The organism is Kribbia dieselivorans NBRC 106261 (assembly GCF_001552435.1).
GTDB lineage: Bacteria > Actinomycetota > Actinomycetes > Actinomycetales > Dermatophilaceae > Kribbia > Kribbia dieselivorans.
In genome coordinates, this window is the sequence record NZ_BCRE01000071.1 from 1 (window position 1) to 14,848 (window position 14,848).

Consider the following 14,848-nt stretch of genomic DNA (forward strand, 5'->3'; position numbering starts at 1 on the left):
GGTAATACCTCGAACCAGGGGAGACCAACGCTCCCCCGGCCGGGACGTCAAGGGAGGAACGTCCGGCCGAGGGAGCGTCAGCAGCCCGGGGGTGGGGGCTGCCCTGCACCGCGGTCAGGTCAGCGAGCGGCGAGGGTGGCTGTGATGTCCTGCGTCTTGCCGTTGCGCACGACGGTCAGGGTGACCTTTGAGCCGACGGCCTGCTCACGCACGTGCGCGATCAGGGACGTGGAGTCCTCGACGGACTGGCCGTCGAAGGCGATGACCAGGTCCCCGGTCTTGATGCCGGCATCGGCGGCCGGCGTGTTGTCGACGACCTTGGCGACCTTGGCGCCGGTGCGGTACGCGCCGTCGACCTGCTCGGTGCCGTCGGTGAGGTTGATCCCGAGGTAGGAGTGCTTGGCCGATCCGTTGGCGATGAGCTGGTCGGCGATCATCTTCGCGGAGTTCGCCGGGATGGCGAAGCCGATGCCGATGTTGCCGGACTGGCTGCCGCCGCTTGAACCGAGGGAGGCGATCGAGGAGTTGATGCCGATGAGGCGACCCTGGCTGTCGACGAGCGCACCGCCGGAGTTGCCGGGGTTGATCGCCGCGCTGGTCTGGATCGCGTTGGTGACGACCGCGTCGGACTGCACCTGCGGCCCGAACGGGTTCTGGTTGTTGGACTCCTGCGTGGTCACCGGCCGGTCGAGCGCACTGACGATGCCGGTGGTCACGGTGCCGGCCAGTCCGAGCGGGTTGCCGACGGCCATGGTCGGATCGCCGACGGCGATCTTGTCGGAGTCGCCGATGGTGATGGGCGTCAGGTCCTTGGGCGGGTTCTTCAGGGTCAGCACCGCGAGGTCGGTCGCCGGGTCGGTGCCCTCGATGCTGGCCTCATACCCACGACCATCGGACAGCGTCACGATGATCCGGCCATTCTGACCTCCGTCGACGACGTGGTTGTTCGTCAGCACGTGGCCGTCCTTGTCGATGATGACGCCCGAGCCCTGACCGCCACCCTGGTTGGTGTTGACGGTGATGGCCACGACGCTGGGCGTGACCTTCTTCGCGGTCGCGTTCCAGTTGACCGTGGAGTCGGAGGAGCCGGTGGAGATGGCCTGGTCGGTGGCCGCTGACGTCGTCGTCGCGGTGACCGACGTGTTCGTACTGGTGTCGTTGGAGTCGGTGGCCGAGACCACGGCCAGTGTGCCGCCGGTGCCGATGAGGCCGGCGATGACCCCGACCGTCACGAGCTCGGCCAGGCTGCGGCGCCCGGTCTTCTTCTCCTTGGCGGGCTCCTGGGTGGCGTTGTACAGCGGGGGCTGCGGCGGCGGGGTCTGCCCCGTGCCGGCGGTCGGGGCTCCGGCGGCCGGCGTGGTGGGCATCGACTGGGTCTCGTGCGGGTGGGATTGCGGCAGTGGCCGGGTCTCGTCGCTCATCGTGGGCTCCTTTGGTGGCGTGACATTGAGTTGACCACGTCAGCCTCGGTGGGGGCTGTGGGGATTCTGTGAATCTGCTGTAGGCAGCGCCACCCGGAAGGTCGCGCCACCGCCTGGCGTCTGGTCGACGCGCACCGTGCCGCCGTGTTGGGCGACGATCGTCGCGACGATGGCGAGCCCGAGTCCGCTGCCGCCCTTCTGCCGGGAGCGGGCCTTGTCCTCGCGGTAGAAGCGTTCGAAGACCCGCGCGGCCTGCTCGGGCGGAATACCGTGGCCGTGGTCGCGGACCTCGACGATCGCGTGCCGGGGGGTCGACCCGCGGTGGGCCGCGTTCAGGGGCGCGTGCGACGCTCCGTCGAGGTCGTGCGACAGCCCGACGGCCACCTCGACCGGCGTGCCCGCGGGCGTGTGCATCAGGGCGTTGTTGACGAGGTTGACGACGACTTGGCGGAGCCGCGAATCGTCACCCGTGACGGGTGTGGTCACCAGATCTTCATCCAGGGGCACGAGACTGATGTGCCGATCCCGGTCGCGGGCGCGGGCGTCCTGGACGGCGTCGCCGGCGATGACAACGAGATCGACCTCGGACTTCTCCATGGGGCGTTGACTGTCGAGGCGCGCGAGGAGCAGCAGGTCGTCAACGAGGCTGGTCATGCGGGCCGACTCGCTCTCGATGCGTGACATCGCGCTGTCCAGGTCGGCCTTCGTCGACACCGCGCCCTGCCGGTACAGCTCGGAGTAGCCGCGCACCGTGGCCAGCGGGGTGCGCAGTTCGTGGCTGGCGTCGGCGACGAACTGGCGCATGTGCATCTCGCTGGCCTCGCTGCGCGCGAACGATCCCTCGATCTGGCTGAGCATGACGTTGAGGGATTCGGCCAACGAGGCGACCTCATCGCCGGAGTCCCGATGGGGGATTCGGCGGGACAGGTCACCTCCGGCGATCGCGGCGGCGGTGTCCTCGATCTGCCGCAGCGGCCGGAACGCGCGCTGGATGGCGAAGACGCCGATGATGACCGAGGCCAGGGCGATGACCATGCCGATCAGGCCGGTGACGATGAAGAGGCGTTTGACTGTGTCCTCGGTGGGCTCCAGGGGCACCCCGACGATGAAGATGCCCGGCCCGCCGGAGATAGTGCCGGCGATCATGCGCCACTCGCCGTGACCGTCCTCCGCGGGGACGGTGAACGGTTGTGACCCCTGCAACCGCACGTCGTTGGCCGTGATGCTCGGCAGGGCCGGTTTGGAGGCCATGCCCTCGGGCCACCAGGCGCGGGTGGTGCCGTCGCCGGGCTGGAAGATCACCGCGTACGCCGACGGGACGCGTTGCCCGGCGTCGGGCTGGAGATCCTCGAGGCCCTGGCGCGCGACGGGAGCGGCGGCCGCACGAAGCTCCGCGTCGACGCGGTTGTGCAGGTCGCGGCTGAGCAGCCCCGCCGAGATGGTCGAGGTGAGCAGCATCGCGATCGTCAGCAGGACGAAGATGATCGCCAGCAGCCGCGAGCGCAGCGGCATGCGTTCGAGCGCACCGATGATGCGCCGCAACGGGGCCGGTGCGGTTTCGGAGGTCACCGTGGGGTGATCAGTTGTTGAAGTCGGGTGGCAGGCGCAGCACGTACCCGATGCCGCGCTTGGTGTGGATCAGCGGCGGGCGGCCCTCGGTGTCGATCTTGCGGCGCAGGTAGGAGATGTAGGACTCGACGATGCCCGGTTCGCCGCGGAAGTCGTAGTCCCACACGTGGTCGAGGATCTGCGCCTTGGACAGCACCCGGTTGGGGTTGAGCAGCAGGTAGCGCAGCAGCTTGAACTCGGTGGGGGAGACGTCGACGACGCGGCCGCCGACGCGCACCTCGTGGGCCTCCTCGTCGAGTTCGACATCGTGGAAGCGCAGCTTGGCGGAGTCGTCGACGTCGCCGCGGGTGCGGCGCAGGACGGCGCGGATGCGCGCGACGACCTCTTCGAGGGAGAACGGTTTGGTGATGTAGTCGTCGCCGCCGACCGTGAGACCCTTGACCTTGTCATCGAGGGAGTCTCGTGCGGTCAGGAAGACGATCGGCGCGGTGACGCCTTCGTTGCGAAGGGTCGAGGTAACGGAGAACCCGTCGGTGTCGGGGAGCATGATGTCGAGCACGACCAGGTCGACGGGTTCGTGCCGGGCTACGTCCAAGGCCTTTTCGCCATCTTCGGCGGTGCTGACCTCGAACCCGGCAAAGCGCAGGGACGTGGCCAGTAGGTCACGGATGCTCGGCTCGTCCTCGACGATCAGGAGCTTGGCTTCGGGAGTGGTTGTGACGCCCATTGCTCAAGTGTGCGCGTGTTGGCTGGGGATTGGCTGGATGCGTCCGGAGGAGTGTGGCCAGATTTGCCCGATGGGGCGTGGTGGTGCGGTGGATGTGCGTGGCGGTGCTCCTCACGGTCCTTGCGAACGCGCGGATATCGCCGCGTTCGCCAGGACGCGGGCGAGCGGTCACTGAGGCGACCCGCCTGATTCACGGCGAACATCCAGCTATCGGGCGCACGATGTTCAGGTGAACGCCGCCATCAACTCGGTTCTCGGCGCTCCGGCCTGGATGGTTCTGCTCGTGGTCGGGCTCATCGTCTTCGCCGAGGACGCCCTTTTCGTCGGTTTCGTCATCCCCGGTGAGACCGCGGCGATCCTCGGTGGTGTCGCCGCGCACCTCGGCCACGTGCCCCTGCCGGCGGTCATCGTGGTCGTTATCCTTGCGGCGATCCTCGGCGACAGCGTCGGGTATGAGGTGGGGCGGCACTTCGGGCCCCGGTTGTTGCAGTCGCGGCGGTTGGATCGCCATCGCGCGCGACTGGAGGATGCCCAGGACTTCCTCGCCCGACGCGGGGGGAGCGCGGTGCTGCTGGGTCGGTGGGTGGCGTTCTTCCGGGCGGTCATGCCGGCCCTGGCCGGGATCGCGCGCATGCCCTACCCGAAGTTCCTCGCGTACAACGCCGTCGGTGGGGCGATCTGGGGCAGCGTCGTCGTGGTCGCGGGCTACCTGGCCGGAGCGTCGTACGCGCACGTGGAGAAGATCATCGGCCGCGACGCCGCGATCGCCGTGCTGGTCATCGTGCTGCTCGCGCTGGTGGCTTGGGGCATCCGGCGCGCCGTACGTTCGCGTGCTGCCTGAACACCCGCCGAGTGATGGTTTCGCGTGCCCTATAACCCCTCATAGGGCACGCGAAACCATCACTCGGCGGGGCATCGCACACCCCCACGCCATACAAAGGAGTTCCCTTGACGCCCCATGACGTCGAATCCCCCGCCGCGGCGGATGCCCATCAGGTCTCCCGCCGTCACCTCCTCGCCGGAACCGCCGCGGGCGCCGCCCTCGCCCTGCTGCCGGGTGAGATCGCGCACGCCGACGCCCCCGGAACGTTCGGCGGCCACCCGTTCACCCTCGGTATCGCCTCCGGCGACCCGGACGCCACCTCCGTCGTGCTCTGGACACGGTTGGCCGTGCGACCGCTGGAGATCGGCGGCGGTCTGGCCCCGCGGAAGTTTCCGGTCCACTGGCAGGTCGCCCACGATGAGCAGTTCGCCCAGATCGTGCGTGAGGGCACGACCTTCGCCCTCCCCGAGCAGAACCACTCCGTGCATGTGACCGTGGACGGGCTGGAGCCGGACCGCTGGTATTTCTATCGATTCCGGGCAGGGTCGGAGCTCAGCGGAGTGGGTCGTACGCGGACCCTCCCGGCTCCGGGCGCGCCGACCGCCTCGTTCGCCGTGGCCCAGGTGTCCTGCCAGAACTGGGTCACCGGCTGGTTCACGCCGTATCGCGATCTCGCTCGTGAGGACCTCGACGTGGCGATCCACCTCGGGGACTACATCTACGAGGGCGCCATCACTGCCGTAGCCCCGCGTCAAGGCACCATCGACCTGCCCGCGGAGATCCGCCAGCCGGCGAACACCTTGGAGCGGTACCGCCTGCGCTACGCCCTGTACAAGACCGACCCCGATCTGCAGGCCGCCCACGCTGCGGTGCCCTTCATCAGCGTCTGGGACGATCACGAGGTCGTCAACGACTACCGCGGCGCCGTCGACCTCGGCACGGCACAACTGGCCCGCCGGGCTGCCGGCTACCGGGCCTGGTGGGAGAACATGCCCACCCGAATGCCCGCGCCGACCGGTCCGGACATGCGGATCTACCAGCGCTTCGTCGTCGGTGACCTGCTTCAACTGGACATGCTCGACGGGCGTCAGTACCGGATCGCCGACAACCACCCGACCGTCTCGCGCTTGGGCGACGAGCAGGAGGCCTGGCTCGTCGACGGGATTCGCGGCCACGACACACGCTGGAACGTCGTCGCGCTCGGACAGCAGTTGGGCGGGGTGCCGACCAACAGTCCGACACGCAATCGGATTCACCGGGCGTACCAAGACCGCGGTATCCAGCCGGTGTTCCTCGTCGGCGATATGCACTGGACGATCGTGCAGGACCTGCTCCTGGAGGTGCCCAACGCGGACAGCCCGGTGATCGGCTCGCAGTTCATGGTCACCTCCATCACCTCCACCGGTGACGGCCCGGGCAACCCGGCCACGAAGGCGGGCTGGCTCAAGAACCCGTGGATCAAGTACGTCGACGGCTACCGGGGATACATCTCGCTGCGCTACACCCACGCAGGCGTCGACGCGGCTCAGCACAACGTCGACTTCATCACCCGCCCCGATGCGCCGGGCTGGGTGGCCCAGCGGTTCCACATCGAGGCCGGCCGGCCCGGAGTGCAGTTGGTGTGAGCCACCCCGCACCCCTGCGCGAGTGATGGTTTCGGGCCGCCTCCGGAGTCCGGAAGCGGCCCGAAACCATCACTCGGCGGGTGGGTCAGCCCGCGTTCACGGGCGTCGCCGCCGTGATGAGTTCACGCACATCGCTCGCTCGAGTCACCGAGCTCCGCGCACTCGAGCCGGACGAGGTCGCGCCCGCCGATGCGCCGGCGACCGGCGTCGCGTCCGGCGGCGGCACGGGCTCGCACTGCACGTCGGAGGTGTTGCCGCTCAGGCGAGCGGGCAGCGCTCCGGTCAGCAGGTAGGCCGCGATCCGGTCGTCCGTGCACGAGACTCCGGACAGCGACCCGGAGTGCGTGGTGCCCCCGACACCCTCGATGAGCACCGACTTCGGGTACCGGCTACGCACCTCGAGCGCACCCGAGTACGGCGTCGCAGCGTCGTTGGTCTCGGCGATGAGCAGCAGACCGGGGACCTCGGCTCCGTCGACGTTGACCGGCGTGCTCGCCGGGGCCGGCCAGTAGCGACACGGCGCGTTGAACCACACGTTGTTCCAGGTCAGGAACGGGTACTGCGCGTGCAGGGCCCAGTTGTCCTTCTTCCAGGTACCCCAGCCCTGCGGCCACTGCACGTCGGTGCATTGGACGGCGAGGTACATTGCGTACCCGTTGTCCGCACCCGGGCCGGTCGGATCGCCGTACCACTCCTTGGCCGGGGTGAAGTCGCCTCCCACGGCGGCCGCGAAGACGTGGGCGAGCGCATCCCAGTCGTAGACGTAGTAGCCCGCGCCGACGAAGACGTCATTCCATTCCGCCGCGCCGAAGTTGCCCTCCGGCCGGTCGGTCAACTGCGCCAGGATCGCGTAGTACTTGGCCGTGAGCGCGGCTCCGTTCGTGCCGAGCCCGTAGGCCGCATCGTTGTCGGCGATCCAGTTGAAGTACGTGCGGATGTTTCTGTCGAACTGCACGTCCTGGTCGAGGTTGGCGTCGTACCAGACGCGTTCGGGGTTGACGACCCCGTCCCAGACCATGCGCCGCACCCGGTTCGGGAACATCGTCGAGTAGACCTGCCCGAGATAGGTGCCGTACGAGAATCCGTAGTAGTTGATCTTCTCGGCGCCCAAGGCGGTGCGGATCATGTCCATGTCCATCGCCGCGTCACGCGTGGTCGTGTGCGTCAGGAGCGCCGAAGCCTGGGCCGAGCGGCAGTCCTGCGCGTAGGTGCGGGTCTTGGCGAACCAGGCCCGCTCGATCGCCGGAGTGTCGGGCACGTAGGGCGGGCGGCCGGCAGCGGAGTAGTCACCGTCGCAGGTCAGGCTGGGCACGCTGCGGCCGACACCGCGAGGGTCGAAGCCGATCCAGTCGTACGGTGCCGCGGCCCCGTGGGGCACGATCGAGCCCAGGCGGGACAGACCCAGACCGGAGCCACCCGGTCCGCCGGGGTTGACGAGCATGATGCCCTGGGCGTCGCTGTCGGGGGTCGTGTGCCGGATGCGCGAGACGGCGAGTTGGATCGTCGTGCCGTTCGGTTTCGCATAGTCCAGCGGCACCGTGACCATGCCGCACTGCGCTCCGGCCCGGCGCAACGATGCCGTCGGACACTCGCCCCATTGGATGTCTGGTGGAGTGAACGTGCTGGTCGTGGCGGCCGTGCTGGTGGCCGCCGCCACGGTGGGGACGGCTGCGGCGATACCGGGTGTCAGCATGCCTGCACCCAGTAATGCCGCCGAGGCCACCGCGGTGATGAGTCGCTTCATTGGGATCTCCCTTGTGGTGGGGCGCAGATGCGCGCCACTACCCCTTGTACTCCTCTTCTGCCGCCGGCGGGCAGTTCTGGGCCCAGAGCCACTTGTACTCGGCGGTAACAAATTGCCTCAGAACTCTGGTGCACGTGACCGTCTCGTTACACAATGCTGCCTGCCGCCGTTACGGCCGGCCGCGCACGGACCCCCCACCGTGCGCGACATCGAGGGAGCAACGACGCTCCCGACCTGGAGGTGACATGTCGACCCTTTCGATGATGCGTGGTCGTGTTCGTATGACCACCGTCGCCCTCGCAGCCGCGGCGACCGCGCTGCTTCCCATTGCCATCAATGCCCCGGCCGCCCATGCCGACGGCCCCGATGTCGGAACGCCCACGGTGGTCACGCTCGGAGATTCGTACATCTCCGGCGAGGCGGGACGGTGGGCCGGTTCGTCCAACGCCAGCACGAAGTACGCCGACGCGCTGGGGTCAACTGCCTATTACGACAACGCCACTCGCACGGGCGAGGTCATCAAGAACTGCCACCGCAGCGCCGCGTCCGAGGCGTACATCGGTGGTGGCGTCAACGGGTACAACCTCGCGTGCTCGGGCGCGGAGACCAGCACGTACACGGACCCGCTCGGCAACTTCAAGCCGGGAATCGACTTCTACGACAACGGATTCGGCAAGCAGGGCCAGGCGAAGATGCTCCAGCAGTTCGCCGCCACCCGCAATGTCGACATGGTCGTGCTCTCCATCGGCGGCAATGACTTCAACTTCGCCAGCATCGTTTCGACGTGTGTGACGAACTTCCTGTCGAGTTCGTCGCTGTGGCCGAACTACTGCAACGACGACGCCAGCGTGAAGGCGAACTTCACCTCGTCGAACGTCGCGGCGGTGCGGGCGCGCATTTCGGCCTCGCTGGCGAACATCCGCACGGCGATGCGCAATGCCGGGTACGCCGATTCGCAATGGACGCTGCTCGTGCAGAATTACCCCTCGCCGGTTCCGAGCTCGACCGGATTCCGGTACAGCCAGTCCGGCTACACCCGCCAGAGCGTCGGTGGGTGTGGCCTGTGGAATGCCGATGCGAACTGGGCCAACTCGACGGCACTGGCGACCATCAATGCGACGGTGGCCGGGGCGGTGACCGATTCGGGGCTGAGCAACGTCAAGACGCTCAACCTGACGAACGCCTTCAATGGTCGGCGCCTGTGCGAGAAGACCGTCGGGCTGTACGAGGAGGTCGGCTTGACGTCGTGGACCCAGCCGGGCGCGGTCGACGCAACCGAGTGGGTCAACCAGATCCGCACGGTGAGCACGGCGGGTACCCCGTACTACATCCAAGAGTCGCTGCACCCGAACTACTGGGCGCAGATGGCGACGCGGAGCTGCGTGCGGCAGGCCTATGCCGGCGGCACGCCCCGTAGCGGCACCTGCACGATCGCCGGCAACGGCCTGGTCAACGGCGAGCCGCGGATGCAGTTGCAGTAGTCGTGCGCTGTGGTGCGGTCCGGCGGAAGGTGCGGTATTCCGCGCACCTCGCCGGACCGCGCTCCGGCAATTCGGCCTTAGATACCCCAGGGGGTATAGTTCGGGCCATGCGAACCATCATCATCGGCGGCGTCGCAGGCGGGATGAGCGCGGCAACGCGTCTTCGGCGCCTGGACGAGTCCGCAGAAATCATCGTCCTCGAGCGCAGCGGCTACGTGTCGTTCGCCAACTGCGGCCTGCCGTACCACGTGGGTGGTGTCATCGAACAGCGCGACGCCCTGCTGCTGCAGACCCCCGAATCGCTCGGAGCGCGGTTCCGGATCGACGTGCGCGTGTCGACCGAGGTCACCGGGATCGACCGCGATCGGCGCGTCGTCACGGTGCGCACCGCCACCGGCGAGACCGAGGAACTCCAGTACGACCACGTCGTGCTCTCGCCCGGCGCGCGCCCGGTGCGCCCGCCGATCCCGGGCATCGAGCGCACCCTGTCGCTGCGCGATGTCGAGGACACCGACGCCCTCGTCGCGGCCACGGCAGGGTCGACAACCGCGGTCGTCATCGGCGGTGGCTTCATCGGCGTCGAGATGACCGAGAACCTGCTGCACCGCGGGCTGTCGGTGGCACTCGTCGAGGCGACGCCGCAGATCATGGCGCCGATCGACCCGGAGATGATCGAGCCGGTGCATGACGCCCTGCGGGAGGCGGGTGTCGACCTGCGACTGGGCACGTCGGTGACGGCGATCGGTGCGCACGACGTGACGCTGTCGACCGGTGAGACGCTGCCGGCGGACGTCGTCGTCGCGGCCATCGGCGTGCGGCCCGACGTCACGTTGGCGGCGGCTGCCGGTCTGAAGATCGGGGAGCGCGGCGGGATTGCGGTCGATCAGCACAACCGCACGAGCGACCCGGCGATCTACGCCATCGGAGACGTGGCCGAGAAGGTCGACGCGCTCGACGGCAGCGACGTGCTCGTGCCGCTGGCGAACACCGCGAACCTGCAGGGGCGCCGCGTCGCCGACCACATCGGTGGGCAGGCGGGGAAGGCGCGCCCGGTGCTCGGGACTGCGATCGTCGGCGTGCTCGGTATCCAGGTGGCCTCGACCGGGTGGAACGAGAAGCGGCTCATCGCGGCTGGGCGGCCATACCGTGCCATCCACACTCACCCGGCCTCGCACGCGACGTACTACCCGGGCGCGGAGGGCATGTCGCTCAAGCTGCTCGTCGACCCCGAGACCGACGCGATTCTGGGGGCCCAGGGCGTGGGGCGGTCGGGTGCCGACAAGCGGATCGACGTGATCGCGACCGCCATGACCGGTGGCCTGACCGCGTCCGACCTGGCCGAGCTCGAACTCGCCTACGCGCCGCAGTTCTCATCGGCCAAGGACCCGGTCAACATGCTCGGGCACGTCGCCGACAACCTGCGCACGGGGACGTCGCGGTCGATCCAGTGGCACGAGCTCGACGCGGCGTTGACTGACGGAGCGCAGTTGCTGGACGTGCGTACGCCGGGCGAGTTCGACGCCGGTGCGATCCCCGGAGCGGTGCTGATCCCGCTCGACGAGTTGCGGGAGCGTCTGGCCGAGGTGCCCGACGGGCCGCTCGTGGTGCACTGTGCGGTCGGGATCCGTGGGCACGCGGCGGCGCGCATCCTGGCGCAGGCCGGGCGCGACGTGCGCAACCTCGACGGCGGGTACCGGACCTGGCGCGCGGGGGTTGCGGCGCGCGAGCTGGTGTCGGCGTAGTTGGTTGATGAGCGGCCCGGCTTAAGGTCATGCAGAACGCGGCCTATTTCACGCGTTCTGCATGACCGGAGCGCCGTCCTGCCGAGCGTGCGCCATCTGGCGCGCTTTGCATGACGCGCGGTGGCGTCAGTTCAGATCAGCATGGCGATGGCAGCGCGCACGAGATCGGCGTTGCCGGTCGCGGTGGCACCGTCCGGCAGATGCAGGGTGTCCTCGAGTCCGATGCGGGCGTCCAGTCCCATCGCGGCGGCCAGGTCGACGCCAGGCCAGGCGCTGACGCCATGGCCGTGCATCAGGATCGGCATGGCCGGGTCGGTTCCACGGATGCCGTCGGCGAGGATCCTGGCCAGACGGTTGAGCTGTTCCAGGTCGTCGGTGTCGGGCAACTCCACGAGACCCCGAAGGCAGCGGTTGCGGAGCGCCGATCGGCGCCACGCGTGGAGTCCGTCGAGATGCCAGATGCCGGCTTCGACGCCGATGCCCAACGTCAGCAACGCTGCGGCCACCTCGTCCGCGCCGTCCTCGTGCCAGTTCACCGAGGCGAAGTCCGGGAGAACCCGCCACAAGGCGATCGCTGAGATCCGTGACTCCGGATCGGGCTCGGCCCACGCGCCGGTCGTGACGCCGATCGGGATCCCCGGGCAGAGTCTGCGGGCCGCCTCGACGAACCGGGCGACATCGGCTGGCGCCAGGCTGTCGCGTCCGTGGCGGTCCTTGGGGTGGAGGTGAATGGCTGCCGCGCCTGCCTCGACCGCAGCGGCGGCCTCCTCGGCGACACGCAGCGGATCTGCGGACAGGCGCGGGTGATCGGTGACGGGGCGAGCCCCGTTCACGCAGGCCTTCAGCAGCATGAGGTCACTGTGTCAGCCAGCTGACGTCTCGTGAACATCGGCCGCTCAAGGTCATGCAGAACGCGGCGTATTCCACGCGTTCCGCATGACCGAAGCTCCGTCCTGCGGAGCGCGGTATCTCATGCGCTCCGCAGGACTACGATGCGTTTACGCCGGTTCCAGGCGGCCTGTCAGGACCACCAGCAGACGAAGATGAAAGCCGGCTTCGTTGGGGTTCAATCGCTCGACCCGTAACTCGTGGGCGCCCGACATGATGCGGTGGATGTCCTCAACGAGGGGATCTGGCACCCAACCGAGCCGTACTCCGTCGTCACTGACCAAGAGGGCTCGGGAGTTGACGGGGTTCGTCGGTTCCGGCCGTAGCTGTAGGCGCTGGCCAGCCTCCAGCCCATCGACTCGGGCGCGCTCGGCCTCGGTCAGGTGGCGGATACCGTGCACAAGGAAAGGCAGCGTGACGTCACCCGGCACTGGCAGGGGTGTCACCTCGTAGGTGTCACCGGTGCGACGCCCACCCGACACGGCCAACACCTCGAAGGGGCTGGCATCCGGCGGCAACCCCAGTTGGTCCATCGCGACCGGGTAGTCGGAGCGCTGTGGTGACATGACCCGTTCGGCGAAGATCGGGAAGAGGTGTGAGCTGTGGTGCTGTTGACCCAGCCGAAGGCCGGGCAGCGCATGCTGCACCCCAACGTCGTAGGAGAAGCCGTAGCCCCCGTCCTCGCGCCACAGCTCGCCCACTCGCTGGTAGCGCCGAGTGATCGGGTCCTGCCTGCTGACGAGCAGGCGTTCAGTCTTGATCGCGGTCAACATGACGTAGCCTCCTCTGGTTCTCGATCAGAACGCTTTCCATGAATGTAGACGCAGCCTCTGACAACCTTCCACCTGGGACTTCGAGAGCCCCACGGATGACCGAGGTGGCGAGTGCGTCCACACGGTCAAGCCAGCGGGTGGCCCCGGACATCGAGACGGCCCGCGCTGCCAGTTGCACCAAACTCTCTGGTGGGGTGAAGGTCCGTGCTCTCCCTTTCCGACAGAAGGCGCTGACATCTCGAGTCGCTCTCCTGGAGTCATCCAGTCCCGATCCGAGTGCGGTGCCGTGATCGAAGGTAGGCGCAAGCAGTCGGCGTCCATCGCTTTCCCGTGACAACAGCGCCCAGTTTCTCGGGTGGCGATCGGTGTTGGCGATCAGCGCGTCCAGAACCAAGTAGCCAGCGAACACGGCGAGTCCGGGGCTGTCCTCGTATCCAGGGGGCCCGTAGGTGCCGTCCAGCACCTGCTGAACGGCTTCTAGTGTGTAGCCCTCGTCGATGTTCTGACGACCGCGGACCCGACCTTCCTTATCCGGCGCCAGGGCGTGGCGCTTGTATCCGTCGACCTCTTCAAGGAATGTGCCGCCGTCGTGAAGGGCGTAGCCCGCTGGCGTGACGTTCTTGGAGATCACGCCGACTTCGGCCCCGCGGATGGCGTATCGACACTCCGCTGCAGGCAGACCCAGAGTTGCTGCCAGCCGAGACGCGACGACCTCGGCTACGTCGTTCAGATGCGGGTGGCGCCCATGGACCTTGCGAGGCTTCCACAGCCACTGTTCGTGGCGCGGGGTCTGCAGGTCTGGACCCAGCCAGTACTTGTTCTCGTCGGCGCCGCCCACTTCTCGATCGATGGCGGCCCAGCCAGTCACATCCTCTTGCACCAGCCCTCCGTCCTGCTTCGCCGAGACTGCCGTGGAGGTCATTCTGCCCAGCACCACACTGGCTCCTACCCGTGCTCCGCCGCAAACCGCGGCGCCATCGCCTCCATCTGATCCATCACGAGCTTGATCGCCCCCGGCTGTTGGTCCGGCGGATACCCGTGCTTGACGAGCAGTCGCCGTATCGACGTCCGCGGCTTCGCCCGCACATCCTCCCGCACCGTCCAGTCCGTGCGGATGTCCCGCCGCATGATCGCCACGAGCTCACGCGCGATGTTCGCCAACACACCCTCGCCCATGACGTCCACAGCCGATTGATTCGTCGTCACCGCATCGAAGTACGCCAACTCATCCTGATCGAGCGGTGGCTCGAAACGCTCACCACGCCCGGCCTCGGCCACCACGTCCTTGGCGAGCTCGATCAGCTCCGCGATCACCTCGGCCGACGTCAGTTGCTGGTTCGTGTACTTGCGCATCAACTCGGCGATCCGATCAGAGAACGCCTGTTGCCGCAGCGTGTTCGTCCCCGTCGCCTTGACCGACTCCTTCGCGACCAGGTCACGCAACGCTTCGATTGCCAGGTGCGGGTTCGTCGCCGCCTGCGCCTGCTTCACGAAGTCCGGGCCGAGGTCCATCAGACTCGGCTTCGGCATCCCCGCGGCCTCGTAGATGTCGAGCACATCGCCGGTCTCGGTGCTCTCGGCGATCAACGCCCCGAGCAGCCGTTGGATGTCCTCTGGGATTGGTTCACCCCGCGATTCACGGTCGGCGGCGTCGAGCTTGGCCATCCACACGCGCACCTCCTCGTAGAACCGAGCGGTCGGGCGTAGATCGTGCAGCTCCGCCGACGTGGCATACAGCGCCCATGCCCGCGAGAGCTGACTCGACAGTCGGCAGAACGAGGCTCCGAGCGTCTCTGCCGTTTCGCCATCGGAGCCCGGTGACGGCGAATTCCCCGGCGTGCGCGGGTCGCGTAGGTGATTGACCGCATGACGCACCACGAACGCGTACGCCGCCGCATCACCACGGGAGCGTCGATCGCTGTAGTCCCGCCGCCAGTCATACCCGGCGAGCAGCTCATCCAGGCGAGCGGTCAGCTCCTTCGTCAGCACGACGGCATCGGCGACATTGCGGCCCAGCGGCTTGCCCGTCTGATCGTCCGACGAGTACTCCGCCAA

At 68.1% G+C, this 14,848-nt stretch carries 12 protein-coding genes; 4 read left to right on the forward strand and 8 right to left on the reverse strand.

The window, feature by feature from the left end; translation table 11 throughout:
* Window positions 1–119 precede the first annotated feature (119 nt).
* Genes KD1_RS06975 through KD1_RS06985 form a run of 3 tightly spaced genes read right to left on the reverse strand, consistent with a single transcriptional unit; the run spans window position 120 to window position 3,717 of the window.
* Window positions 120–1,421 (reverse strand): S1C family serine protease, encoded by a 1,302-nt coding sequence (locus tag KD1_RS06975; protein WP_083542217.1) that lies wholly within the window; start codon window positions 1,419–1,421, stop codon window positions 120–122.
* A gap of 39 nt (window positions 1,422–1,460) precedes the next feature.
* On the reverse strand, window positions 1,461–2,990 hold the full coding sequence (locus KD1_RS06980) for a sensor histidine kinase (RefSeq protein ID WP_245627310.1): 1,530 nt from the start codon (window positions 2,988–2,990) through the stop codon (window positions 1,461–1,463).
* 10 nt (window positions 2,991–3,000) lie between these two features.
* On the reverse strand, window positions 3,001–3,717 hold the full coding sequence (locus KD1_RS06985) for a response regulator transcription factor (RefSeq protein WP_068399559.1): 717 nt from the start codon (window positions 3,715–3,717) through the stop codon (window positions 3,001–3,003).
* Window positions 3,718–3,946: 229 nt separating this feature from the next.
* On the opposite strand from KD1_RS06985, the gene KD1_RS06990 reads away from it, so the two are divergent.
* Together KD1_RS06990 and KD1_RS06995 are read left to right on the forward strand one after the other, a co-directional pair.
* A complete protein-coding gene (locus KD1_RS06990; RefSeq protein WP_245627311.1) occupies window positions 3,947–4,558 on the forward strand; it encodes a DedA family protein in 612 nt (203 codons plus the stop codon).
* Between the two features lie 107 nt (window positions 4,559–4,665).
* A complete protein-coding gene (locus KD1_RS06995; protein ID WP_068399562.1) occupies window positions 4,666–6,165 on the forward strand; it encodes an alkaline phosphatase D family protein in 1,500 nt (499 codons plus the stop codon).
* A gap of 85 nt (window positions 6,166–6,250) precedes the next feature.
* Here the strand turns inward: KD1_RS06995 and KD1_RS07000 are convergent, their stop codons facing one another.
* Window positions 6,251–7,909 (reverse strand): alpha/beta fold hydrolase, encoded by a 1,659-nt coding sequence (locus KD1_RS07000; protein ID WP_068399566.1) that lies wholly within the window; start codon window positions 7,907–7,909, stop codon window positions 6,251–6,253.
* Between the two features lie 245 nt (window positions 7,910–8,154).
* On the opposite strand from KD1_RS07000, the gene KD1_RS07005 reads away from it, so the two are divergent.
* Window positions 8,155–9,390, forward strand: a complete 1,236-nt coding sequence (locus KD1_RS07005; RefSeq protein ID WP_217995819.1) for an SGNH/GDSL hydrolase family protein — start codon at window positions 8,155–8,157, stop codon at window positions 9,388–9,390.
* 107 nt (window positions 9,391–9,497) lie between these two features.
* Window positions 9,498–11,132 carry an FAD-dependent oxidoreductase gene (locus KD1_RS07010; protein WP_068399572.1) on the forward strand — a complete coding sequence of 545 codons (1,635 nt, stop codon included), beginning with the start codon at window positions 9,498–9,500 and terminating at the stop codon, window positions 11,130–11,132.
* 131 nt (window positions 11,133–11,263) lie between these two features.
* Here KD1_RS07010 and KD1_RS07015 read toward each other — a convergent pair whose 3' ends face one another.
* The 4 genes from KD1_RS07015 to KD1_RS07030 form a co-directional block, all read right to left on the reverse strand.
* The gene (locus KD1_RS07015) at window positions 11,264–11,983 is read right to left on the reverse strand and encodes a 3-keto-5-aminohexanoate cleavage protein (protein WP_068399575.1); all 720 of its coding nucleotides are present in this window, start codon (window positions 11,981–11,983) and stop codon (window positions 11,264–11,266) included.
* Window positions 11,984–12,130: 147 nt separating this feature from the next.
* Window positions 12,131–12,793, reverse strand: a complete 663-nt coding sequence (locus KD1_RS07020) for an HIRAN domain-containing protein (protein WP_068399578.1) — start codon at window positions 12,791–12,793, stop codon at window positions 12,131–12,133.
* The gene (locus KD1_RS07025) at window positions 12,771–13,730 is read right to left on the reverse strand and encodes a HipA domain-containing protein (protein WP_068399580.1); all 960 of its coding nucleotides are present in this window, start codon (window positions 13,728–13,730) and stop codon (window positions 12,771–12,773) included. Before KD1_RS07025 ends, KD1_RS07020 begins: the two co-directional genes overlap by 23 nt.
* 8 nt (window positions 13,731–13,738) lie before the next feature.
* Window positions 13,739–14,848 (reverse strand): DUF3387 domain-containing protein, encoded by a 1,110-nt coding sequence (locus KD1_RS07030; RefSeq protein ID WP_068399583.1) that lies wholly within the window; start codon window positions 14,846–14,848, stop codon window positions 13,739–13,741.